The following is a 21,526-nucleotide window of genomic DNA, read 5'->3' on the forward strand; positions in this document are numbered from 1 at the left end:
GCGGCGCGCGGGGGGTGCCGAGCCGCGCGGGGGGTGCGGCGGCCCGCGGGGGTGCCGAGCCGCGCGGGGGTGCGGCGGTGCGCAGGGGTGCGGAGCCGCGCGGGGAAACGGAGCCGCCCACGGATGCGGATCCGCGCGGGGATGCGGCGGCGGGGCGGGGCGTCATGCCGTCACCGCTTCGGGGCGGCCGGTCGGGGGCTCGGCCGGCGGCTCGGTCGGGGGCTCCGTGGTGCGGGCGGGGCGGGCGCCGGCCGCGATCACCGCCCACAGGACCCAGATGACGCCGAGCAGGAGGCGGAGCCAGGCGGGGCTCACGGGGATGCCGGGGAGCATGAGGACCGCTTTGTCGAAGGCGTCGAGCAGGGTGAGGGCGCCGAGGGCCACCGTGGTCCAGGCGAGGACGGGGCGGGTGGGGCGCAGGGCGAGGCCGATCAGGGTCCACCACCCGCCCATGAGGAGCAGCGCGACGGCGGGGAGGACGGTCGGGGTGAGGGCGAGGGTCGAGCCGGCCACGTCGAGGGCCAGGCCCGCGAGGCCGAGGAGGGTGGCCGCGCCGGCCAGCCGGTTGCCGCGCAGTCGGCGCCACCAGAGGGCGCCGCCGGCCAGGGCGAGGACGAGGGCGCTGCCGAGGGCGAGCTGGGTCTCGACGCGCTGGAGGCCGCGGGCGCCGTACCAGTCGCAGCCGGCCGGGAGGCGGCGCGCCTGGACGTTGTAGTCGGCGCAGACGAGGAGCTGGGCGAGCTTGACGGGTTCGCCGACGAGGCGGTCGGTGTCGCCGGAGACCTCGCCGCGGCGGGCTCCGCAGGCGGGCGGGGTGCCGGGGGTGGCGGCGCCGGCGTCGGACTGCCAGCAGTTGCCGCCGCCCTGGCCGTCCCACCAGACGTCGGTGCGGTTGGGGCGGGCGTTGCCGGCCTTGTCGACGCCGAGGTGGTTGCCGGCGTAGCGGTTGTGGTGGGAGGTGTCGGTCTGCTTGCCCCAGGCGGACTCGCCGCGGATGAAGGCGGGGACGGCGCTCAGGAAGAAGGCGGCGCGCTGGTGGCCGTAGACCCAGTTGTTCTCGTAGAGGTTCCAGTTGCCGCCGGCGGTGATGATGCCGGTGCCGGGCGGCATGGAGATCTGGGGGCAGACGACGCCCTGTTCGTAGCCGCGGTCGACGGGCGGCTTGGCGCAGGTGCCGTCGGCGACGTGGGGGTAGTAGTTCTGGTTGTTGTCGTGGATCAGGTTGCGCTCGAAGTGGGCGTGGTTCTGCGGCAGTCCGGGGTGGCCGGGGAAGGCGGAGTCCATGGAGGCGCCGCCCATGTTGTGGTCGAACTCGTTGTCGTGGACCCAGACCGAGTCTCCGGCGGTGCCGGAGTAGCCGACCATGTTGTGGTGGCTGCGGCAGCCGGTGATCTCGATGGAGTAGCGGGGGACGTCGTAGCCGTAGCCGTCGTTGATGTTCGAGGCCGAGCCGGGGTAGATGCCGGAGTCGCCGTTCCCGTAGGACTCGCAGTTCTTGTAGAGGCCGTGGTCGGAGGCGAAGGTCAGGAAGCCGTACTCGTCGTTCCAGCGGGTGAGGACGTCGTCGATGACGAAGCCGTCGGCGGCCAGCACGTACAGCGAGTTGAAGGTGGTGCGCTGGGCGGTGAAGTTGCGGAAGTAGACGCCGTCGGAGCCGTCGGCTCGGATCGCGTTGAGCTTCTGGTACTTCGCGTCGATGACGACGTCGAGGCGGGAGGCGCCGGTGCCTTCGATCTGGAGGTTCTTCTTGCCGAGGATCGCGACGAGGTTCTGGTTGTGCGGGCACTGCCGCTGCTGCGCGTAGCTGAGGATCTGGTAGCCGAGGGCGGACTTCGGGGCCTTGAGCGTGGCGCAGGCGCCGGTGGGCGTCGGCAGGGAGGGCTCCTCCTCGTAGAGGCCGGGGAGGATCGCGATGGTGAGGCCCGGCCGGTCGACGGCGTCGACGGCCTGCTGGAGGTGGCGGTGTCCGGTGCGGGCGCAGCGTTCGAAGAGGGCGAGGTTGCGGGCCTTGAGGGCGGCCGGGAAGCCGGATATCCGGCGTGTGAAGTCGGCCCGGTCGGTCTTGCAGACGAGGAGGTCGGGTTCGCCCGTGCGGAGTTTCGGCACGCTGCCGGATCCGTCGGGGAGGGTGACGGGCCGCTCCTCGTGGGCCTGGGCGAGGGGAGCGGTGAGCAGGGCCGCGGCGAGCGCCACGAGCACGACGGAGAGCAGGGAGACGAACCTTCGGGTCCACGACATGCGCGTGAGAGTAGAGCATTGTTCATCTTTTAGGACCCCATGTGCACGCACCAATCCGGTGACGGGCCGCCGGTGCCCCGTTGACGTAGGCCGCGCGGAATCCTACGGTCACCCATAGGATTCCCTTGCGGGCTCAGGACAGGAGCGGTCGATGACCACGGAGCAGGCCAGGAAGACGGCCGAGGCGCTCACCTACAGCACCGGTTTCGGCAACGAGCACAGCTCGGAGGCGGTCCCCGGCGCACTGCCGGACGGCCGGAACTCTCCGCAGCGCGCGCCCCTCGGCCTCTACGCCGAGCAGCTCAGCGGCAGCGCCTTCACCGAGCCGCGGTCCCACAACCGCCGCTCCTGGCTCTACCGGATCCGCCCCTCGGCCGCGCACCCGCCTTTCACCCGGATCGAGAACGGCACCCTCGCCGGTGCCCCCTTCACCGAGACCGTGCCCGACCCGAACCGGCTGCGGTGGAACCCACTGCCCGAGCCGGCGCCCGGCACCGACTGGCTGGCCGGCCTGTGGACCCTCGGCGGCAACGGCGACGCGACCCAGCGCACCGGCATGGCCGTGCACCTCTACCACGCCAACGCCTCCATGGAGCGGGTCTTCGGCGACGCCGACGGCGAGCTGCTCATCGTCCCGGAGCGCGGCGGCCTCCTCCTCCGCACCGAGCTGGGCCTGCTCGCCGCCCACCCGGGCGAGGTCGCGCTGATCCCGCGCGGGGTCCGCTTCCGGGTCGAGCTCCTCGACGAGACGGCCCGCGGCTACGTCTGCGAGAACTACGGCGCGCCGTTCCAGCTCCCGGACCTCGGCCCGATCGGCGCCAACGGTCTCGCCAACGCCCGTGACTTCCGGGCCCCGGTCGCCGCCTACGAGGACGTCGAGGGCCCGGTCGAGGTGGTCAACAAGTACTGCGGCAACCTCTGGTCGGCGACGTACGGCCACTCGCCGCTGGACGTCGTCGCCTGGCACGGCAACCACACCCCGTACGTCTACGACCTGCGCCGCTTCAATGTCATCGGCACCATCTCGTACGACCACCCGGACCCGTCGATCTTCACGGTCCTCACCTCGCCCTCCGACACCCCGGGGCTCGCGGGCGTCGACTTCGTCGTCTTCGCCCCGCGCTGGCTGGTCGGAGAGGACACCTTCCGCCCTCCGTACTTCCACCGGAACGTGATGAGCGAGTACATGGGCCTCATCGAGGGCGCGTACGACGCCAAGGCGGAGGGCTTCGTGCCGGGCGGCGGCTCGCTGCACAACATGATGTCCGCGCACGGCCCCGACCGGGAGACCTTCGACCGGGCCAGCGCCGCCGAGCTGAAGCCGCAGAAGATCGACGACGGCCTTGCCTTCATGTTCGAGACCCGCTGGCCGGTGACCGCCACCCCGCAGGCCGCGGGCGCCGACCATCTGCAGAAGGGGTACGACGAGGTATGGCAGGGTCTTGAGCGCCACTTCCGGCCGTAGTGTCTCGGCCGTAAGCCCGTAGCCTTCGTACGGAGATCCCGTGACCGCCTTCGCTCCCGACTCGCTGGTCCTGAACCGCAAGCTGCCGCTCTGGTATCAGGTCTCGCAGTCGCTGCGCGCCTCGATACTGGGCCGCACGCCCGACGCCTCGCTGCGGCTGCCCACCGAGGAGCAGCTCGCCGCCCACTACGGCGTGAGCGTGCTGACCATGCGCCAGGCCCTCAAGGAACTGGAGGAGGAGGGCCTGATCAGCCGGCACCGGCGGCGCGGCACCTTCATCGAGCCGGGCGCCCGGCGGTCCACCCCGCGCCGGCTGCTCGGCTCGATCGACGCGATCGTGGCCCAGCAGTCGGGCGAGCGGACGACGGTCCTCGGGCACGGCACCGAGCCGGTGCCCGGGGAGCTCGCGGAGTACTTCCCGGACGTGCCGGAGGTCGTGGCGTACCGGCGGCTGCGCAGCGACGGGGAGAGCGGCGAGCCGACGAACTGGGCGGAGAACGCGGTGCGGCCCGAGCTCGCCGCCGCGATCGACCCGGCCGATCTGGAGCGCTGGCCGATGACGAAGGTCCTGCGGGACGTCGTCGGGGTGCGGATCAGCCGCATCACGGACACCGTCGAGGCCCGTCTGGCGGACCCGGAGACGGCGGGGCTGCTCCAGGTCCCGCTGCTCTCCCCGATCCTCCACTACACCGGCGTGACCTACGACGAGGACGGCCGGGTCGTCGACGTGGCCCGCATCCGCTACCGCGGCGACCGCTTCTCCTTCACGGTGACGGTGGAAGCGCACTGACAGCCGTCGTTAGCATGCGGGGCGTGACGGAAGCCCCCCTCGCGGATGACGCCCCGCCCCTCCTCGACGAGCTGATGCCGTGGTCCGTGGCCCCGCTGCGGTTCGGGCGGCCGTGGATCGTCGCCCCCGACGCACGCACCCTGCGGGCCCGCTGGGACCGGCTGGTGGCCGCCGAGGGCGCGGAGCGGGAGGCGCTGTTCCGGCCGAGCCGGGCGCGGACCCCGGCGAGCGCGGTGGGCGCGCTGCCCGGGCAGCGGACCGGCACCACGCGGTTCGCGCGCGAGTCGGGACCGTGCCCGGAACCGGTGCGGGTGGCGCACGGGCCGTTCGACGAGCAGTGGCTGCTGCCCGACCACCGGCTGATCGACACCGCCCGCCCGGAGCTGTGGCGGGTGGCCGGGGAGCCCCAGCTCTTCGCCGTCGAGCAGGGGTACGTCCCCGGGGCGGCCGGTCCCGCGCTCCTGGTGACGGCGGCGCTGCCGGAGGGCCGCTCCCCCGCGGGCCGTCCGGGCCGCATCCGGCCGCTGTTCCGGCGCCCCGGCGGCCGGGAGCCCAATCTCGCGCCCGGCCTCCTGGACTTCCTCGGGAAGCGGTACGGGCGGGAGGTCGGCGCGCAGGACTGGCTGGCGTGGACGGTGGCGGCGGCGCTCCCCTCCCCCGCCGGGTGCCGGGTGCCGCTCCCCGGGGACCCGGAGGTGTGGGCGGCGGGCGTGGCGCTCGGCCGGGAGCTCGCCGACGTGCAGCTGCGCGGCGCGCTGAGCGGGACGCGGCCCCGGCTGCCGGGCGGGCGCCGGCCCTATGTGCGGGCGGCGGTCCCGGCGCGGCCGACGACGATGGCGTACGACTCCGAGGGCGAGGTGCTCGACGTCGGCGGGGGCTTGATCTCGCCCGTGCCGGCGGAGGCCTGGGAGTACCGGGTCGGCGGGGTGCGGGTCCTGGAGCAGTGGTTCGCGCACCGGACGGCCCCGGCGGAGCCCGGTTCCCTGGAGGCGATCGGGCCGGCGGCCTGGCCGCAGGAGTGGACCTCGGAGCTGCTCGACCTGGTGACCGTGCTCGCCCTGCTCGGGGCCAGGGAGCCGGAGCGGGCCGCACTGGTCGCGCCGGCCGCCGGAGCCGTCGACAGGGCGGCGCTCGCCACGGCGGGAATCCTTCCCGCACCGCCCGGGTCACGCCGCCCCGCGTCCGTCCTGGACCATCAGGAGGAGGGCCCGGAGGGCCAGTTCATGCTGCTCTGACCGAGAGGACCTAGGGCGCGAACGAGTCCAGGAGGCGGGCGATGGTCATCGCGAAGATCTCGTCCGCGTCGACGGGCGCGGCGGGGGCCTCGGCGAGCAGTCCCGCGAGGTGCGGGTAGCGGCCGCTCGCCACCTGACCCATGAGGTAGGCGCCGCGCACCGCCTGTTCCTCCGCCTCGGACCAGGGCAGTCCGCGGGCCCGTTCGGCGATGGCCTGCTCGTTGGCGACGGTCGCCATGACCGTGCCGTTGACCATGGCGATCAGCTGCATCCTCAGGCCGGCGGGGACGTCCAGGGGGGCGAGGCAGCCGAGGCACCACTCCAGGAAGCGCAGGGCGTTGGGGCTGAAGCCGTAGGCGGTGGTCATCACCCGGGCGAGCCAGGGGTGCCGGTACATGATCGCGCGGGTCTGGTGGGCGATCGCGGTCATGTCGGCGCGCCAGTCGCCGCTGGGCTCCTCGGGGAGTTCGTACTCGCCGCTGGCCGCGTCGACCATCAGCTCGTACAGGTCCTCCTTGCGGGGGACGTAGTTGTAGAGCGACATGGTGCCGCAGCCGAGTTCGGCGGCGACGCGGCGCATGGAGACCGCGTCGATGCCGTCCGCGTCGGCGATGCGGACGGCCGCGTCCACGATGTCCCGCCGGCTGTAGGCCGGTTTCGGGCCGCGGCCCGCGCGTTCGGGCCGCGCCCAGATCACTTCCGGTTCGGCCGCTCGGCCCGCCATGGATCATCACCTCGCTCACCATCGTAGTTACGTACGCCGTACGTAGTGGGGTATGGTCACGCCATGACTACTACGTACGCTGTACTTAGTGAAGGTCTGCGGAAGCGTTACGGCGACGTCCACGCCCTCCGCGGCCTCGACCTCGCCGTCCCCGAGGGCACCGTCTGCGGTGTCCTCGGCCCCAACGGCGCCGGCAAGACCACCGCCGTCCGCGTCCTCACCACCCTCGTCAGGCCCGACGCGGGCAGCGCGCTGGTCGCGGGTCACGACGTGGTGCGGGACCCGGCGGGGGTACGGAAGCGGATCGCGGTCACCGGGCAGTACGCCTCCGTCGACGGCGACCTCACCGGCGCCGAGAACCTCCGGCTCTTCGCCCGGCTCCTGCGCGCTCCGCGCTCCCGCGCCGACGAACTCCTGGAGCGCTTCGGCCTGACCGCGGCGGCCGGCCGGCCCGCCCGCACCTACTCCGGCGGCATGCGGCGCCGCCTCGACCTGGCCGCGAGCCTGCTCGTGCCGCCGCGGGTGCTCTTCCTCGACGAGCCCACGACCGGTCTCGACCCGCACAGCCGCAACGGGATCTGGGACGCCGTACGGGACCTGGCCGGCCGGGGCACGACCGTGCTGCTGACCACGCAGTACCTGGAGGAGGCCGACCAGCTCGCCGACGACATCGTGCTGATCGACGAGGGGCGGGCCGCGCAGCGCGGCACCCCGGCCGAACTGAAGGCGCTCGTCGGCAGCTGGGCCGAGGTCGTCGTCGCGGATCCCTCGTCCCTCGAAGCGGCCGCGGCCGTCCTCGACCAGCTGACCGGTTCGGCGCCGGTCCTCGACGCCGAGCGGCGCACGGTCGGCGCGGTGACCACGGACACCACGCTCACCCTCCCCCGGATCGTCCGCGAGATCGACGCGGCCGGGGTCCACATCGTCGACGCCTCCCTGCGTCCACCCACCCTCGACGAGGTGTTCCTGCGCCTCACCGACCGGAAGGAGCTCGTCGCGTGAGCGCCCTCGTGCACGACGGGACCGCCGTCCTCGGCCGCCACCTCCAGCGGATCAGGCACGCGCCCGCGATCACGGTCATGACGCAGACGATGCCGATCGTGTTCCTGCTCTTCTTCGGGTACGTCTTCGGCAGCGCGCTCGCCGCACCCGGGGCCGAGTACCGGGCGTACCTGGTGCCCGGCATGCTCGTGGCGACGGCGGCGGGCGGCCTGATGACGGGCATGTTCCAGGCCGCGCAGGACGCGCACCGGGGCGTCATGGACCGCTTCCGCACCATGCCGGTGAGCCGGGCCGCCGTCCCCCTCGGACAGGCCCTCGCCGACCTCCTCGCGAGCGCCGCCGGCACCGTCCCGCTGATCCTCGTCGGCCTCGCCATGGGCTGGCGGGCCGAGGGCACGCTGCCCGAGTCCCTGGGCGCCTTCGGCCTGCTGCTCCTCTTCCGCTTCGCCACGACCTGGGTGGGCATCCTCCTCGGCCTGGCCTCGAAGAGCGAGGAGGCGGCCGGGCAGCTGGGCAGCGCCACCTTCATGCTGCCGTTGCTCTCCAACGCGTACATCCCGACCGACGGCATGCCCGGCTGGCTGCGGACGGTCGCCGAGTGGAACCCGATCTCGGCGGTCACCACGGCGGTACGGCAGCTCTTCGGCAACGCGCCCGTCCCGGCGGACGCGGCCTGGCCGGTGGCCCATCCGGTCGCGGGAGCGCTGCTCTGGTCGCTGGGCCTCGTCGCCGTCTTCGCCCCGCTCGCGGTGCGCCGGTACGCCCGCGGCTGACGGGCCGGTGACCGGACGGGGGTGACGTTCCCTCTGTGACCACGCGACGCACCCTCTGCGATCGCGCGACCCGCCCTCTGCGACCGCGTGACGTACCCCCTGATGACACGAGGAGTACGCGCACGATAGGCAGGGTGGTCATGAGCACTCAGCCACTTCCCCTCGCCGGGGTCACGGTCGTCGCCGTCGAGCAGGCCGTCGCCGCGCCGTTCGCCACCCGTCAGCTCGCCGACCTCGGCGCCCGCGTCGTCAAGATCGAGCGCCCCGACGGCGGGGACTTCGCCCGGGGGTACGACACGGCCGCCCGGGGCCTCGCCTCCCACTTCGTGTGGTGCAACCGCGGCAAGGAGTCGGTGGCGGTCGACCTCAAGGACCCCCGGGGCCTGGCGCTCGTCCGGCGGATGGTGGCCGGCGCCGACGTCTTCGTCCAGAACCTGGCGCAGGGCGCCGCCGCCCGCCTCGGCCTCGACGCCGCCACCCTCTGCGCGGCGCACCCGTGGCTGATCGCGGTGGACGTCTCGGGGTACGGGGCGGAGGGGCCGTACGCGCACAAGCGGGCGTACGACATGCTCGTCCAGTGCGAGGCGGGCCTGGTGTCGGTGACCGGCACCCCCGAACAGCCGGTGAAGTCGGGGGTCCCGGCCGCCGACATCGCGGCCGGGATGTACGCCTTCTCCGGTGTCCTCGCCGCCCTCGTCCGGCGCGGCACGACCGGCCGTGGCGGTCCGGTGGAGGTCTCCCTGCTGGACTCGCTCGCCGAGTGGATGGGGCATCCGCTGCACCACGGGATGCACGGGGGCACGGCCCCGGCGCGCACGGGGCTCGCGCACGCGGTGATCGCCCCGTACGACGCCTATCCGACGGCGGACGGCGGTCTGGTCCTGCTCTCCGTGCAGAACGACCGCGAGTGGCGGCGGCTCGCCGAGCAGGTGATCGGCCGGCCGGACCTCGCCGACGCCCCGGAGTTCGCGACGAACACGGCGCGGGTGGCCGGGCGCGCGGCCACGGACACGGTGGTCGCGGCGGCGCTCGCCCCGCTGACGGCGGCCGAGGCGCTGGCCCGGCTCGACGCGGCGGGCATCGCCTGCGCCCGGCTCAACTCGGTCGCGGAGCTCGCGGACCATCCGCAGCTGACGGCCCGTGACCGCTGGCGGGAGGTGGAGTCCCCGGTGGGGCCGCTGCGTTCGCTGCTGCCGCCGATCGTGTTCCCGGACGCGCCGGAACCGCGCATGGACCGGATCCCGGCCCTCGGGCAGGACACGGACGAGGTGCTCGCCGAACTCGGGGTGCCGGAGGCGGAGCTGAAGGAACTGCGGAGCGCGGGGGTGATCGCCTGACCTCACCCGACGGGGAGCGGGGCGGGTGCGCTCCGGGGGCTCGGGAGACCCCGGACACGACGGAACGCCGGACGGGCGGGGACACGTCCGGCGGGGTCGCGGTCAGGGCCGTACGGGCGGCCCGGCGGTCCGGGTCAGCGGCGCGTGCCGAAGAGCGAGCGGCGCAGGCGGCGGAGCGGGGCGAAGAGCGAGACCCGCGCGCTGCGGCTGCGGTGACCGTGCACCGGCACCTCACGCGTACGCGTCGTCAGTTCCCGCATGAGCAGCGTCGCCTCGGCCACGTCACGCTGGGGCACGGCGGGGCCGCCGAGCACCGCGAGATGGCGGTCGAGCCGCGAACTGGTCGCGCTGCTTCCGCAGGTGATGGCAGGCACTCGCGGCCTGCTGCGCATTGCTATCTGTTCCATGTCACTCCCCACCCGTACAAGGGCACCCGGCCCGGGCAGGTTAACCCTATCGCCCCATCGCGACACCCGTGTATCCCGGCGGCGGGATTCACCGCACTCGTACGGGGGTTGACGGTCACTGTCCGAATCCATCTGATTCCAGGGCGAGTTGGACAGCACTCGAACACCTGCCGAACCATCACGAACCATCCTGCACTCCGGACCCTCGTCCACGGACACGAGGGCGGGTGTGATCTCCGCCACCAAGATCGCCGCGACCGTCCGCGCCGCGGGATCACCGCAGGACCGGAGCCGGGAGGACGCCCCTCGGCTACCGTGGATCCATGACGGTGATCGCGGGTCGCTACCGGCTTCTCGACGTCCTCGCCGAGGGGGCGACGGGTACCGTCTGGCGCGCCCTGGACGAGACGGACCGCCACGAGGTGGCCCTGAAGGAGCTCCGGGTCCCGGCGGGGCTGCCGGCGGACGAGGTGCCCCTGCTGTACGCGCGGCGCGAGCGCGAGGCGCGGGCCGCCGCACGGATCTCCCACCCCTCCGTCGTACGGGTGCTGGGCGTGGCCACCGAGGACGGCCGGCCCTGGGTCGTGACGGAGCTGGTCCGCGGCCTCAGCCTCGCGGAGACCCTCGACGCGGGCGGGCCGCTGCCCGCGCGCGAGGCCGCGCGCGTCGGCGCCGAGGTCCTCGCCGGCCTGCGGGCGGCCCGGGAGGCGGGCGCACCGCACCGGGGCGTGGGGCCCGGGCAGGTGCTCCTCGCGAACGACGGGCGGGTGGTCGTCACCGGCTTCGGCGGCGCGCCGGGCGACGGCACGGGCCCGGAGGCGGACCTGCGCTCCCTCGGGGAGCTCCTGGAGGCGGCGGCGGACGACCGGTCCGGGCCGCTGGGTGCCGTGATCGACCAACTGACGGCCGAGGAGCCAGCTGTGACGGCTGATCAGGTCGAGGGCGAGCTGCGCCGGGTGGCCGCGGGCGGGACGCGCGGAACGGCGGCGGAGCCGGTGGAGGCGTCCGCCCCGCCCCGGACCGGCCGGGGCGACGCCGTCGACGAGGGCGATACCGGGACGCGGGCGGCCGGGACGTCACCGGCGCCCTCCCGGCGGACGGGGCCGCCACGGGCGGCGCCCCGCCGGGCGGCCGTTCTGGTGGCCGGGACCGTCGGGGCACTGCTGATCGCGGGTGTGCTGGTGTATCAGGCGGTACGGGACGACGGTCCGGGCACCGGGCCGGGGCCGGGCGGTGTCACGAGCACCGCTCCGGCTCGGCCCGGCGCCACGGGCGCCGACGGCGGTCCTGCTACACCACGTTCCTGAAGGAGGGCAGGTAGCCGCCGGACTGTCCGGCGGCGGTCGGGTGGTACGACTCCCCGATGTTGAGCCAGTTGACGCTGTGCAGCCAGGAGTCGCCCGAGCAGATCTCGTGCCCGGTGAAGGCGGGGACGACGCTGGAGAAGGTGAAGCCGTGGTCGGCCGCGCGCTTGGCGACGGCCGCGTTGAGGTAGTCGGAGGCGCCGTTGATGGCGGTGCGCTCGGTCTCGCTCAGGCCGGCGATGCAGCTGCCGCCCAGCTGGTAGAAGCGCGGGTAGCCGAGGACGACGACATGGGCGGCGGGCGCCTTGCCGCTGATGGCGTTGTAGACGGAGTCGAGCTTGCCGGGGAGCGTGGTGTCCACGTAGGACTTGGCCTGATTCACACGGCTGAGGCAGGTGGCTTCGGACACCAGCACACAGGTCGTCATGACGTCGGCGAAACCGGCGTCATTTCCCCCGATCGTGATGGAGACCAGGTCGGTGGCGGCCGAGAGGGGTCCGAGCTGATTCGCGGTCACATCACCCGTTCGGGCGCCTGAGCACGCGGTGAAGGCGAACGAGGAGGGAGCGTTCGCGTTCTTCCACAGGACCGGATACGCCTTCGTGGAGCGCTTGCAGTCGCCGCTGGCACTGTCGTAACTCCCGGAGCCCACACCCGAGGAGTACGAGTCCCCCAGGGCCACGTAGTCGAGTGCGGCGGTCTCGGCGGCCTGGGCCGCGCCCGCCCCGGTGAGGGTGAGGACGGCGCCGAGCAGGAGCGAGGACGAAAGGGCGGCAAAACGTGACAGTTTCATGGAACCTCCCTGTAGCAGGATCTCTGCGCTACCAGGTAGTAGCATCGGATCCGCCGCGCCGGAAGTGTTCATGTCAAAACTGGGGATGAACAGCTTCCGATCCTCCGTCAGGAACCGTCGACATCCGGCCACTTCAGGAAGCACGGCGCCCGACCGCAAAACCCGGTGCGCGGTCCCGGTGGTTGCCAGATGATGGGCGCCATGCCCGACACCCCCGCCGTACCGCCCACCGCGCGGCAGCCGTTGACCGCTTCGCTGCCCGTCATCGTCAACCTCGACGACAGCGACTCGCCGGGGGACGTCCTGGACGCGCTGTTCCTCGACCGCTTCGCGACCGGCGAGCAGCCGCACGCGCACAGCACCAGCCTGGACCGCGCGAAGCCCGACGCGACGCTCCTCCCCGAGGGGGCCCGGGTGTTGCGGGCGGCGAAGGACGACGACCGCAGCTCGGTGCTCGCCGAGGGCGAGGGCTGGACGATCCTCTCCTCCCGCTGGAACCGGCGCGCGGACGTGACCGTCACGGCGACCGACCCGGAGCTGGCGAAGCGGATCCTCGCCGAGGCCACGGAGGGGGCGAAGGACGAGCCGGAGCCGGAGCCCGACGACGTGACGATGGGCTTCTGGTACGTGGCTCCGCAGCGTGGCCCGCGCCGCATGACCCGCCGTATCAGCGCCGGGACGTGGGAGGAGGTCCGGCCCAACTACTCGGCGCCGGTGGCCGACGCGATGGACCGGCTGATGAAGGTGACCCCGGAGGACGTGACCGGCCGGCTCCTGCTGCTGCACGGCCCGCCCGGGACGGGCAAGACCTCGGCGCTGCGGACCCTGGCCCGGGCGTGGCAGGACTGGTGCCAGGTGGACTGCGTGCTCGACCCGGAGCGGCTCTTCAACGACATCGGCTATCTGATGGACATCGCCATCGGCGAGGACGACGGCACGTCGAAGGAGCGCTGGCGGCTGCTGCTCCTGGAGGACTGCGACGAGCTGATCCGGGGCGGGGCGAAGCACACGGCGGGGCAGGCCCTCTCACGGCTGCTGAACCTGACGGACGGACTGCTCGGCCAGGGGCGCAACGTCCTGGTCGGAGTCACCACCAACGAGGACCTGGAGCGGCTCCATCCGGCGGTGGTCCGGCCGGGCCGCTGCCTGGCCCGCATCGAGGTCGGTCCGCTGAGCCGGGCCGAGTCGGTGGAGTGGCTCGGCCGCGCGGAGGACGTGCCGCGCGAGGGCGCGACGCTGGCGGAGCTGTTCGCGCTGCGCCGCGGCACGCCCTCGGCGGACCTCCCGGAGCCCCGCTCGTCGGGGGCGGGTCTGTACCTCTAGGGGGTGCGGGAGGGGACGTCAGTCGTCGTACGCCGCCCGCAGGGCCTCGTTCAGCGCCGCTTCCGCGGCCTCGCGGCTGAGGCCCAGGCGGCGGGCCTCCTCGGCGTACTGGGCGGCGGCGGTGGCGGCCCGGCGGGTCGCCGCGTCACCGGCGGCGGCGACGAAGGTGCCGTGGCGCCCGCGCGTCTCGATGACTCCGTCCGCCTCCAGGGCCTTGTAGGCCTTGGCGACCGTGTTCGCGGCGAGGCCCAGCTGCTCCGCGAGCCCCCGTACCGTCGGCAGCTTGTAACCGACCGGCAGTCTGCCCGACCGGGCCCGCTCCGAGATCTGGGCACGCAGTTGTTCGTAGGGAGCGGTGGTGGATCCGTGGTCCACGGCGATGGTGAGTGTCACCCCGCCGATTCTGCCCCCACCCCACCGGAAAATGGGAGGCGGCGGTGCGTCCCGCGCCCGTAGCGTGCCACCACATGACTGTGATCGTCCGTGATGTACGGGCCCCGGACGCCGAGGGCTTCGCCCGGGTCCGCCGGGCAGCGCTCCCCTTCATGCTCGCGACCGCCGAGCAGCTCGTCTTCGACTGGGCGCACGCGCACCCCGACAGCCACTACCGCCCGCTGGTCGCCGCGACCGAGGACGGCGGGATCATCGGGACGGCGCAGGTGGGCATCGCGCACGACGCCCCGGGGCCCGGCATCGGCTACGCCAATGTGTACGTGGACCCCGCCCACCTGGGGCGGGGCGCCGGGACGCTGCTGCTGCGGGCCGCCGAGGAGCACCTCGTGGAGCGGGGCGCGCGGACCCTGTACAGCTGGGTCCTGGACGAGCCGGCGCACCACGCGTGGGCCGAGCGGCGGGGGTACGCGCCGAGCCGTTCCGCGTACTTCCTCCGGCTCGACCTGACCAGGGCCGAACTGCCGCCGCTCCAGGCCCCGCCGGCCGGTGTCGAGCTGCTCACGGCCGAGGACTTCGCGGCCGATCCCCGGCCGCTCTTCGAGCTGGACGCGGCGACGACGGCGGACGAGCCGGGTGACGTGGGCACGGAGCTGGACGACTACGCGCACTGGCGGGCGACCATCTGGGAGCATCCCCTGTTCGACCGCGCGCTGACGACGGTCGCGGTGGTGGACGGCGTACCGGCGGCGTTCAGCGCGGCACAGACGGACGGACTGGGCCGGTACAACTCCGGGATGACGGGCACCGCGCCGGCCTTCCGGGGCCGCGGGCTCGCCAAGCTCGCCAAGAACACGTCGCTGCACCGGGCCCGCGCGGCGGGCTGCACGGAGGCGTTCACCGGGAACGACACCGGGAACGAGCCGATGCTGGCGATCAACGAGTGGTTCGGTTACGAGGTCGGAGCGCGAGAGGTGCGGTATGTCCGGACGGTCGGTTGAGATCACCCTGACGAAGGCGGGCCGGACGAAGATCCGTTACCCGGCCGAGGTGCTGACGGAGGAGGGTGCCCGGCTCTCGGTGCGCGCCCCGTGGGCGGCCGAGGGGGTGCGGGACTTCGGCTTCGTGCGGTTCGAGCCGGGTGACGTGTTCGTCGAGCACTACTGGCGGGACCGCTGGTTCACGGTCAAGGAGGTGTGGGCGGCCGACGGCGCCCTGAAGGGCTGGTACTGCGACATCACCCGGCCGGCCGTGATCGACGGCTCGGGGGTGGTGGTCGAGGACCTCGACCTGGACCTGTGGGTGTCGGCGGACGGCAGCGAGGTGCTGCGGCTCGACGAGGACGAGTTCGCGGCGAGCGGTCTCGCCGCCTCCGACCCGGAGGCGGCGGCCCGTGCCGTGGTGGCCCTCGACGAACTGGAGGTGCTCGGCCGGGAGGGCCTGCTCGACCTGCTCGCCCCCTAGGGGGTGTCGGCCTAGCGCAGTTCGACGTCCGCGGCCTCGGTGGCGAGGAAGCCGGGCAGCGGCAGGCCCGACGCGCCGGCCGTGAGCTGCATGAGGGTGGCCTCCACCCGGGCGGCGCCCGGGGTGTAGGCGGGCTCCTTCACGACCGCGCTGTTGGTCCACGTGTGGAGGTGCCCGTCGCAGACGGCGCGGGTGCCGCCGATTCCCGTGGAACGGTTCCCCTGCTTGACGGTGGAGCTGACGAAGACGGGGCCCTCGCTGTCGTCGAGGCAGCGGTACGTGCCGGAGACGGTGACCGTGCTGTCGGCGGCGACGGTGCCGTACCCGTCGACGGTGAGGCCGTCGGCCCCTCCCGCGTGGGCGAGAGGGGCGACGGCGGCGGTGAGCAGGGCTGCCGCGGCGAGGACGAGTCGGACGCGCATGGGGGTCCCTTCGGGGGTGGGGGGAAGACGCTGCCCGCCAGGGATACCGGATCCGGCCGCCGACGGGCCGAATCTCACCCCATCGGGGGCGAGTTGGACAGGATGGCACTCATACCGTCGTACGGTCGGTGCGCCGTGCGCGGCCGGTCGCCTTCCGCACCAGCGGCCACGCGAGCAGCACGAGGACGACCGTGTACACGGTGACCGAGAACGGGGTGTTCACCAGGCCGGTCAGGGCGCCGTCGCTGATCTGGAGGGCGCGGCGCAGCTGCTGCTCGGCGGCCGGGCCGAGGATGACGCCGATGACGGCCGGCAGCACCGGAAGGCCGTAGCGCCGCATCCCGAGGCCGATCAGGCCGATGACGAGCAGCACGACGAGGTCGAGCGCCTCGCCGCCCACCGCGTACGCGCCGACGGCGGCGAAGAACAGGATGCCGGCGTACAGGTACGGGCGCGGGATCCGCAGCAGCTTGGCCCAGACGGGGGCGAGCGGCAGGTTGAGCGCGAGCAGCAGCACCATGCCGACGAACAGCGAGGCGATGAGGCCCCACACCAGCTCCGGTTCCCGCTCGAAGAGCAGCGGGCCGGGCTGGATGCCGTACTGCTGGAACGCGGCCAGCATCACGGCGGCGACGGCGGTCGTGGGCAGCCCGAGGGTCAGCATGGAGACGAGGGTGCCGGCGGCGGAGGCCGAGGCGGCGGACTCGGGCCCGGCGACGCCCTCGATGGCGCCCTTGCCGAACTGGTCCCTGTGCTTCGAGAGCCGCTTCTCCGTGACGTACGAGAGGAAGGTCGGGATCTCCGCGCCGCCGGCCGGGATCGCGCCGAACGGGAAGCCGATGAGGGGGCCGCGCAGCCAGGACTTCCAGGTGCGCCCCACGTCGTCCCTGCCGAGCCAGGGGCGGCCGACCGGGATGGCCTCCCCCGACGTGCGGCGCAGGTGCGCGGCGACCCACAGGGCCTCGCCGATCGCGAAGAGGCCGACGGCGACGATGACGACGTCGATGCCGTCGGCGAGCTGGAGCGAGCCGAAGGTGAGGCGCTGCTGCCCCGTCATCTGGTCGAGGCCGACCAGGCCGATGGTGAGGCCGATGAGCAGCGAGGCGAGGCCGCGGATGCGGGAGGAGCCGAGGACGGAGGTCACCGCGATGAAGGCGAGGACCATGAGGGCGAGGTAGTCGGGGGCGCCGATGTCGACGGCGAGCGCGGCGACGGTCGGGGCGAGGACGACGAGCAGGATCGTGCCGATCATGCCGCCGGCGAAGTGGCCGATCGCGGCGGCCGCGAGGGCCTGTGCGCCGCGCCCGGCCTTGGCCATCGGGTTGCCCTCGATGGCGGCGACGACGGCCGCGCTCTCGCCGGGGGTGTTGAGGAGGATCGAGGTGGTGGAGCCGCCGAACATGGCGCCGTAGTAGATGCCGGCGAACATGATGAACGCGCCGGTCGGTTCGAGTCCGTAGGTCACCGGGAGCAGCAGGGCGACGGCCATGGCGGGGCCGATGCCCGGCAGGACGCCGATGGCGGTGCCGAGGAGCACGCCGATGGCGGCCCACAGCAGGTTCATCGGGGTGAGGGCGGTCCCGAAGCCGTCGATGAGGGAGTTGAGGGAATCCATGGGTCAGATCACTCCCATCAGCGGGCCGCCGGGCAGCGGGACGCCGAGCAGCTTGTCGAAGACGGCGTAGGTGAGGAGCGAGAGGGCGGCCGCGATCAGCGGGTCGCGGTGGAGGTGCCGGCTGCCGAGGGCGTAGGCCGCGCCCCAGAAGAGGAGGGCGCCGGCCACGGGGAAGCCGAGGGGGCCGATGAGGACGGCGAAGGCGAGGAACACGCCGGCGAGGAGCAGGACGGTGCGCCAGTCGGCGGGTTCCGTCAGGTCGACGTCCTCGCCGCCCTCGGCCTCGCCCCGGCCGCCGCGCAGCACGTCGACGGTGAGGAGGACGGCGACGACGAGGAGGCCGCAGCCGACGACGAGGGGGACGGTCGCGGGGCCGACCGGGCCGCGTCCGGCGAGGTCGGCGTCGAGGGTGAGGGTGTCGGTGAGGACGAGGACGCCGAGGAGGAACAGCAGTGCGCCGACGCCGAGTTCGGAGCGCCCGCGCAGCAGGCTCTTGAGCGTGGTGGTCACAGTCCGAGCTCCTTGAGGACGGAGCCGACCCGCCGGTCCTGCTCGGTGAGGAAGGTGCCGAACTCCGTGCCGGGCAGGAAGGCGTCGTTCCAGCCGTGGGTCTTCAGCGACTCGCGCCACTGCGGGGAGCCGTGCAGCTCGGTCACGAGGGTGACGAGCTTCTCGCGCTCGGCGTCGGAGAGGCCGGGCGGGGCGACGATGCCGCGCCAGTTGGTGAACTCGGTGTCGAGGCCGGCCTCGCGGAGCGTGGGGGCGTCCAGGCCGGCGACCCGCTCGGGGCCGGTGACGGCGAGGAGGCGCAGTTCGCCCGCCTTGATCTGGTCGAGGTACTCGCCGACGCCGGAGACGCCGAAGCCGACCTTGTTGCCGAGGATGGAGGCGAGGAGTTCGCCGCCGCCGTCGAAGGGGACGTAGTTGACGTCCTTGGGGGCGATCCCGGCGGCCTGGGCCATCAGCATCGGGGCGAGGTGGTCCGGTCCGCCGGGCGAGGAGCCGCCGCCGACGGGCAGCTTGCCGGGGTCCTTCTTCCAGGCCGCGAGGAGGTCCTGGATCGTCTTGTACGGGGAGTCCTTGCCGACCACGACGATGTCCTGCTCCTCGGTGAGCCGGGCGATCGGGGTGGTGTCGGCGAGGGTCCTGGGCGTCTTGTTGGTGTGGACGGCGCCGACGACACCGAGGCCCATGGACATGGCGAGGCGGCCGTTGCCGCGCTCGCCGACGAGCCGGGTGAGGCCGACGGTGCCGCCCGCGCCGGGCAGGTTGAAGACCTCGACGTCGCCGGTGAGGCCGGCTTCCTCGGCGTTCTTCGCCGCGGTGCGGGCGGTGATGTCGTAGCCGCCGCCGGGGGTGTTGGGGACCATGAAGCGCAGGCCGGGTATCGCGGTGCCGGTGTCGGAGCCGGTGCCCGGGCTGAGCAGCGGCGGACCCACGAGCACCAGGAGGGCCGCCCCGAGGAGGGCGAAGGGGGTGCGCAACCGCACGTGTGCCGCCTCTCAGGTAGAAGGGGAAGGGGGGTGTGAGGTGGCCCACATGTTGCCCTCGCGTGAGGAAGCTGTCTCTCTTCCGCAATCAACGGACGTTGTGGTCGTTGTGGTCGGGACCTAGCGTGGGTCGGCGTGACGAAGGTGCTGGTCGTGGACGACGACTTCATGGTCGCCAAGCTGCACAGCCGCTATGTGTCGGCGGTGGCGGGGTTCACCGTGTCCGGGGTCGCGCACAGCGGCGCCGAGGCGCTCCGCGCGGCCGAGCGGCTCCGCCCCGACCTGGTGCTCCTCGACGTGTTCCTGCCGGACATGGACGGCATCCGGGTGCTGCGGGAGCTGCGCGCGGCGGGCCTGGCCACGGACGCGCTGTTCATCACGGCGGCGCGGGACGCGGGCACGATCCGCTCGGCGCTGCGCGCCGGGGCCCTGCACTATCTGATCAAGCCGTTCACCCAGGCCGCGCTGCACGAACAGCTGCGGCACGTGGCCTCGCTGCGCCACCGCCTCGACGAGCTCGACGAGGCCCGGCAGGAGGACGTCGACCAGATCTTCGGCGCCCGCCCCCGCGGGTCCCGCGAACTCCCGAAGGGCCTCGCCGCCCACACGGCCGACCTGGTCGACTCCGTCCTGCGCGCGCACCCGGAGGGCCTGTCGGCGACGGAGTGCGCCGAGGCGGGCTCCCTCTCCCGCGTGAGTGCCCGCCGCTACCTGGAGTACTTCGCGGAGACGGGCCGGGCGGAGGTCACCCTCCGGTACGGCGGAACGGGCCGCCCGGAGCGCCGCTACCGACGGCGCGGCTAGCTGTTCCTCAGCCGCCTCTTACCTCCGCCTTAACGCGGCCCTAAAGGCCGTCTTCCGTGCTTCTTCCGGGGCTAGTTTGCTCGGCAACCCCCCACACACCCTCGTGAAGGAGCTGTCCCCCCATGACCTCTCGCCGTACGTTCGCGGTCACCGCCGCCGCTCTGGTCCTGTCCGGACTCGCCGTCTCTCCCGCTCTCGCGCACGGGTCGATGACCGACCCGGTGAGCCGGGTCTCGGCCTGTTACGCGGAGGGGCCCGAGGCGCCGAAGTCGGCGGCCTGCAAGGCGGCCGTGGCGGCGAGCGGGGCGCAGGCGTTCTACGACTGGAACGCGGTGAACATCGCCAACGCCGCGGGGCAGCACGAGCAGTTGATCCCGGACGGCAAGCTGTGCAGTGCGGGCAACGACAAGTACCGGGGGCTCGACCTGGCGCGGGCCGACTGGCCGGCGAGCAGCATGACCTCCGGATCCCACACCTTCCGGTACAAGGGGACCGCCCCGCACAAGGGCTCGTTCGCGCTGTACGTGACGAAGGACGGGTACGACCCGTCGAAGCCGCTGAAGTGGTCGGACCTGGAGGAGCAGCCGTTCGTGACGGTGACCGACCCGGGGATGCAGAACGGCGACTACGTGTTCCAGGGGAACGTGCCGAAGAAGTCCGGCCGCCATCTCATCTACTCGATCTGGCAGCGCTCCGACTCCCCCGAGGCGTTCTACACCTGCTCGGACGTGGTGTTCGGGCAGGACAACGGTGGTACGGCCCCGGCGCCCACGGCCTCCGCGCCCACCGACGAGCAGATCGAGGCCGGCGAGGACGAGTCCTCGGTCGAGCACGGCGGGCACGGAGGGCACGGGGATGGCGGCGGTGACGCGGCGGCCACCACCGCGCCCCGCCATGAGCCGTCGCCCAACGCGCCCGCCCCCGCCGCTGGTTCGGGTTCCGGTGTGGAGCTGGCGGAGACGGGCGGCGACGCCACCACCCCGTATCTCGCGGTCGGTGGCGCCGCCGTGCTCGCGCTCGGTGCGGTGGTGCTCTTCGGGACGGCCCGGCGGCGCCGGACCCGCGGCTAGCCGACGACCGAGAGGCAGGTGGTCGGGGTCGCGTGGGCCGGGTCGAGGGCGTTGGCCACCTCGTGGAAGGTGACCCGGTCCACCGTGCCGATCGCCACGTGCTCGGACAGGTCGAGCGCGCACTTGTCCTGGATGAGGACGTTGGTGACGTTCGGGCCGGTCAGGAACTGGGTGCGGTACGGGGTGACGACCTCGTCGTACTGGCTCGCGATGACGTGGTACCGGACCCCCGGCACGGTGTCGCCGCCCTCGTTGAGCTTGGTGATGAAGGCCGAGCCGGCGATCTGGTCGGCGAGGCCCGGGGTCGTGGAGCTGATGACGTCCTCGGCGCCGGGGAAGTACGGCAGGAGCTTGGTGAGGCCGAGCAGGGTGGTGCCGTGGTTGTCGGGGGCGATGCCGACGAGCGTGTTCACCTTCTCGGCCCCGCCGAGGAACTTGAGGTACCAGCGGGGCATCATGCCGCCCTGCGAGTGTCCGACCAGGTCGGCTTCGGGGGCACCGGTGGCGGCGAGGACCTGGTCGACGTAGGTGTCGAGCTGTCCGGCGGACGCGGCGATGGGGCCGAGCCCGTTGAAGAGGGGCACGCCCGGCAGCTGGCCGTAGTCGAGCGAGAAGACGCAGTAGCCCCGGTTGACCAGATAGGGCGCGAGGGCCAGCCAGTTGTCGACGGAGTTCCCGAAGGTGCCGTGGACGAGGACGACGGGCCGCGGGTGCGCGGCGGACGGCTTGCAGGAGAAGTCGTTCCAGCCGCGGCTGGGGGCGGTGTCGGCCTGCGCGGCGGTGGTGGGGGCGAGGGTGGCGGCGGCGGTCAGGAGCAGGACGGACAGCGCTCTGACGGCGTGCTTCCAGGACTTCCGGGGCAGCATCGGGCGATCTCCTT

At 73.3% G+C, this 21,526-nt stretch carries 22 protein-coding genes; 12 read left to right on the top strand and 10 right to left on the bottom strand.

What is annotated here, in order from left to right; translation table 11 throughout:
• Nucleotides 1-162: 162 nt before the first annotated feature.
• A complete protein-coding gene (locus tag ACN9M0_RS07055; RefSeq protein ID WP_426403298.1) occupies nt 163-2,238 on the bottom strand; it encodes a right-handed parallel beta-helix repeat-containing protein in 2,076 nt (691 codons plus the stop codon).
• 151 nt (nt 2,239-2,389) lie between these two features.
• Between ACN9M0_RS07055 and hmgA the strand changes: the two genes are divergently transcribed.
• Genes hmgA through ACN9M0_RS07070 form a run of 3 tightly spaced genes read left to right on the top strand, consistent with a single transcriptional unit; the run spans nt 2,390 to nt 5,728 of the window.
• Nucleotides 2,390-3,703, top strand: coding sequence for a homogentisate 1,2-dioxygenase (gene hmgA, locus ACN9M0_RS07060; RefSeq protein WP_426403299.1), 1,314 nt, complete (start codon nt 2,390-2,392; stop codon nt 3,701-3,703).
• Nucleotides 3,704-3,743: 40 nt separating this feature from the next.
• On the top strand, nt 3,744-4,493 hold the full coding sequence (locus tag ACN9M0_RS07065) for a GntR family transcriptional regulator (protein WP_351190500.1): 750 nt from the start codon (nt 3,744-3,746) through the stop codon (nt 4,491-4,493).
• Between the two features lie 14 nt (nt 4,494-4,507).
• Nucleotides 4,508-5,728, top strand: coding sequence for a type ISP restriction/modification enzyme (locus ACN9M0_RS07070; RefSeq protein ID WP_426403300.1), 1,221 nt, complete (start codon nt 4,508-4,510; stop codon nt 5,726-5,728).
• A 10-nt stretch (nt 5,729-5,738) separates the two neighbouring features.
• On the opposite strand, the gene ACN9M0_RS07075 is transcribed toward ACN9M0_RS07070, so the two are convergent.
• The gene (locus tag ACN9M0_RS07075; protein ID WP_399697832.1) at nt 5,739-6,452 is read right to left on the bottom strand and encodes a TetR/AcrR family transcriptional regulator; all 714 of its coding nucleotides are present in this window, start codon (nt 6,450-6,452) and stop codon (nt 5,739-5,741) included.
• A 63-nt stretch (nt 6,453-6,515) separates the two neighbouring features.
• Between ACN9M0_RS07075 and ACN9M0_RS07080 the strand changes: the two genes are divergently transcribed.
• From ACN9M0_RS07080 to ACN9M0_RS07090, 3 genes are all read left to right on the top strand, one after another.
• Nucleotides 6,516-7,454 carry an ATP-binding cassette domain-containing protein gene (locus ACN9M0_RS07080; protein WP_399697835.1) on the top strand — a complete coding sequence of 313 codons (939 nt, stop codon included), beginning with the start codon at nt 6,516-6,518 and terminating at the stop codon, nt 7,452-7,454.
• On the top strand, nt 7,451-8,227 hold the full coding sequence (locus ACN9M0_RS07085) for an ABC transporter permease (RefSeq protein ID WP_366041379.1): 777 nt from the start codon (nt 7,451-7,453) through the stop codon (nt 8,225-8,227). Before ACN9M0_RS07080 ends, ACN9M0_RS07085 begins: the two co-directional genes overlap by 4 nt.
• A gap of 140 nt (nt 8,228-8,367) precedes the next feature.
• On the top strand, nt 8,368-9,564 hold the full coding sequence (locus ACN9M0_RS07090; RefSeq protein WP_426403301.1) for a CaiB/BaiF CoA transferase family protein: 1,197 nt from the start codon (nt 8,368-8,370) through the stop codon (nt 9,562-9,564).
• 134 nt (nt 9,565-9,698) lie between these two features.
• Here the strand turns inward: ACN9M0_RS07090 and ACN9M0_RS07095 are convergent, their stop codons facing one another.
• Nucleotides 9,699-9,971 carry a hypothetical protein gene (locus tag ACN9M0_RS07095; RefSeq protein WP_366041377.1) on the bottom strand — a complete coding sequence of 91 codons (273 nt, stop codon included), beginning with the start codon at nt 9,969-9,971 and terminating at the stop codon, nt 9,699-9,701.
• Nucleotides 9,972-10,294: 323 nt separating this feature from the next.
• Between ACN9M0_RS07095 and ACN9M0_RS07100 the strand changes: the two genes are divergently transcribed.
• Nucleotides 10,295-11,278 carry a protein kinase domain-containing protein gene (locus ACN9M0_RS07100; protein ID WP_399697843.1) on the top strand — a complete coding sequence of 328 codons (984 nt, stop codon included), beginning with the start codon at nt 10,295-10,297 and terminating at the stop codon, nt 11,276-11,278.
• On the opposite strand, the gene ACN9M0_RS07105 is transcribed toward ACN9M0_RS07100, so the two are convergent.
• On the bottom strand, nt 11,262-12,068 hold the full coding sequence (locus tag ACN9M0_RS07105; RefSeq protein ID WP_426403302.1) for an SGNH/GDSL hydrolase family protein: 807 nt from the start codon (nt 12,066-12,068) through the stop codon (nt 11,262-11,264). The genes ACN9M0_RS07100 and ACN9M0_RS07105 overlap by 17 nt on opposite strands.
• A 192-nt stretch (nt 12,069-12,260) precedes the next feature.
• Here ACN9M0_RS07105 and ACN9M0_RS07110 point away from each other — a divergent pair, with 192 nt between their 5' ends.
• Nucleotides 12,261-13,391 carry a DUF5925 domain-containing protein gene (locus ACN9M0_RS07110; protein WP_366041391.1) on the top strand — a complete coding sequence of 377 codons (1,131 nt, stop codon included), beginning with the start codon at nt 12,261-12,263 and terminating at the stop codon, nt 13,389-13,391.
• Nucleotides 13,392-13,409: 18 nt separating this feature from the next.
• Here ACN9M0_RS07110 and ACN9M0_RS07115 read toward each other — a convergent pair whose 3' ends face one another.
• Nucleotides 13,410-13,784: a GntR family transcriptional regulator gene (locus ACN9M0_RS07115; protein WP_329855750.1), complete on the bottom strand. Its 375-nt coding sequence runs from the start codon at nt 13,782-13,784 to the stop codon at nt 13,410-13,412.
• A 74-nt stretch (nt 13,785-13,858) separates the two neighbouring features.
• On the opposite strand from ACN9M0_RS07115, the gene ACN9M0_RS07120 reads away from it, so the two are divergent.
• Both ACN9M0_RS07120 and ACN9M0_RS07125 read left to right on the top strand, forming a co-directional pair.
• Nucleotides 13,859-14,782, top strand: coding sequence for a GNAT family N-acetyltransferase (locus ACN9M0_RS07120; RefSeq protein WP_399697847.1), 924 nt, complete (start codon nt 13,859-13,861; stop codon nt 14,780-14,782).
• Nucleotides 14,763-15,245 (top strand): DUF402 domain-containing protein, encoded by a 483-nt coding sequence (locus ACN9M0_RS07125; protein ID WP_366041373.1) that lies wholly within the window; start codon nt 14,763-14,765, stop codon nt 15,243-15,245. The genes ACN9M0_RS07120 and ACN9M0_RS07125 overlap by 20 nt, the downstream gene beginning before the upstream one ends.
• 11 nt (nt 15,246-15,256) lie before the next feature.
• On the opposite strand, the gene ACN9M0_RS07130 is transcribed toward ACN9M0_RS07125, so the two are convergent.
• The 4 genes from ACN9M0_RS07130 to ACN9M0_RS07145 form a co-directional block, all read right to left on the bottom strand.
• A complete protein-coding gene (locus ACN9M0_RS07130; RefSeq protein WP_366041372.1) occupies nt 15,257-15,667 on the bottom strand; it encodes a DUF6299 family protein in 411 nt (136 codons plus the stop codon).
• Between the two features lie 109 nt (nt 15,668-15,776).
• Complete coding sequence (locus ACN9M0_RS07135) at nt 15,777-17,282, bottom strand: tripartite tricarboxylate transporter permease (protein ID WP_366041371.1); 1,506 nt, start codon at nt 17,280-17,282, stop codon at nt 15,777-15,779.
• 3 nt (nt 17,283-17,285) lie between these two features.
• Nucleotides 17,286-17,792 (bottom strand): tripartite tricarboxylate transporter TctB family protein, encoded by a 507-nt coding sequence (locus ACN9M0_RS07140; protein ID WP_366041370.1) that lies wholly within the window; start codon nt 17,790-17,792, stop codon nt 17,286-17,288.
• Nucleotides 17,789-18,772 carry a Bug family tripartite tricarboxylate transporter substrate binding protein gene (locus ACN9M0_RS07145; protein ID WP_399697852.1) on the bottom strand — a complete coding sequence of 328 codons (984 nt, stop codon included), beginning with the start codon at nt 18,770-18,772 and terminating at the stop codon, nt 17,789-17,791. Before ACN9M0_RS07145 ends, ACN9M0_RS07140 begins: the two co-directional genes overlap by 4 nt.
• Nucleotides 18,773-18,907: 135 nt before the next feature.
• On the opposite strand from ACN9M0_RS07145, the gene ACN9M0_RS07150 reads away from it, so the two are divergent.
• Both ACN9M0_RS07150 and ACN9M0_RS07155 read left to right on the top strand, forming a co-directional pair.
• Complete coding sequence (locus ACN9M0_RS07150) at nt 18,908-19,576, top strand: response regulator (protein ID WP_366041368.1); 669 nt, start codon at nt 18,908-18,910, stop codon at nt 19,574-19,576.
• 122 nt (nt 19,577-19,698) lie between these two features.
• Nucleotides 19,699-20,646: a lytic polysaccharide monooxygenase gene (locus ACN9M0_RS07155; protein ID WP_366041367.1), complete on the top strand. Its 948-nt coding sequence runs from the start codon at nt 19,699-19,701 to the stop codon at nt 20,644-20,646.
• Here ACN9M0_RS07155 and ACN9M0_RS07160 read toward each other — a convergent pair.
• A complete protein-coding gene (locus tag ACN9M0_RS07160; protein ID WP_366041366.1) occupies nt 20,643-21,512 on the bottom strand; it encodes an esterase/lipase family protein in 870 nt (289 codons plus the stop codon). The two genes, ACN9M0_RS07155 and ACN9M0_RS07160, sit on opposite strands and share 4 nt — an antisense overlap.
• Between the last annotated feature and the right edge of the window lie 14 nt (nt 21,513-21,526).

Source organism: Streptomyces sp. R-07 (assembly GCF_049913175.1).
Lineage (GTDB): Bacteria > Actinomycetota > Actinomycetes > Streptomycetales > Streptomycetaceae > Streptomyces.

Bases quoted from the DNA above. Each gene is read 5' to 3' on its own strand.
- ACN9M0_RS07055 (WP_426403298.1), bottom strand. From the start codon at position 2,238: ATGTCGTGGACCCGAAGGTTCGTCTCCCTGCTCTCCGTCGTGCTCGTG.
- hmgA (WP_426403299.1), top strand. From the start codon at position 2,390: ATGACCACGGAGCAGGCCAGGAAGACGGCCGAGGCGCTCACCTACAGC.
- ACN9M0_RS07070 (WP_426403300.1), top strand. From the start codon at position 4,508: ATGCGGGGCGTGACGGAAGCCCCCCTCGCGGATGACGCCCCGCCCCTC.
- ACN9M0_RS07075 (WP_399697832.1), bottom strand. From the start codon at position 6,452: ATGGCGGGCCGAGCGGCCGAACCGGAAGTGATCTGGGCGCGGCCCGAA.
- ACN9M0_RS07080 (WP_399697835.1), top strand. From the start codon at position 6,516: ATGACTACTACGTACGCTGTACTTAGTGAAGGTCTGCGGAAGCGTTAC.
- ACN9M0_RS07090 (WP_426403301.1), top strand. From the start codon at position 8,368: ATGAGCACTCAGCCACTTCCCCTCGCCGGGGTCACGGTCGTCGCCGTC.
- ACN9M0_RS07095 (WP_366041377.1), bottom strand. From the start codon at position 9,971: ATGGAACAGATAGCAATGCGCAGCAGGCCGCGAGTGCCTGCCATCACC.
- ACN9M0_RS07100 (WP_399697843.1), top strand. From the start codon at position 10,295: ATGACGGTGATCGCGGGTCGCTACCGGCTTCTCGACGTCCTCGCCGAG.
- ACN9M0_RS07105 (WP_426403302.1), bottom strand. From the start codon at position 12,068: ATGAAACTGTCACGTTTTGCCGCCCTTTCGTCCTCGCTCCTGCTCGGC.
- ACN9M0_RS07110 (WP_366041391.1), top strand. From the start codon at position 12,261: ATGGGCGCCATGCCCGACACCCCCGCCGTACCGCCCACCGCGCGGCAG.
- ACN9M0_RS07120 (WP_399697847.1), top strand. From the start codon at position 13,859: ATGACTGTGATCGTCCGTGATGTACGGGCCCCGGACGCCGAGGGCTTC.
- ACN9M0_RS07125 (WP_366041373.1), top strand. From the start codon at position 14,763: ATGTCCGGACGGTCGGTTGAGATCACCCTGACGAAGGCGGGCCGGACG.
- ACN9M0_RS07130 (WP_366041372.1), bottom strand. From the start codon at position 15,667: ATGCGCGTCCGACTCGTCCTCGCCGCGGCAGCCCTGCTCACCGCCGCC.
- ACN9M0_RS07135 (WP_366041371.1), bottom strand. From the start codon at position 17,282: ATGGATTCCCTCAACTCCCTCATCGACGGCTTCGGGACCGCCCTCACC.
- ACN9M0_RS07155 (WP_366041367.1), top strand. From the start codon at position 19,699: ATGACCTCTCGCCGTACGTTCGCGGTCACCGCCGCCGCTCTGGTCCTG.
- ACN9M0_RS07160 (WP_366041366.1), bottom strand. From the start codon at position 21,512: ATGCTGCCCCGGAAGTCCTGGAAGCACGCCGTCAGAGCGCTGTCCGTC.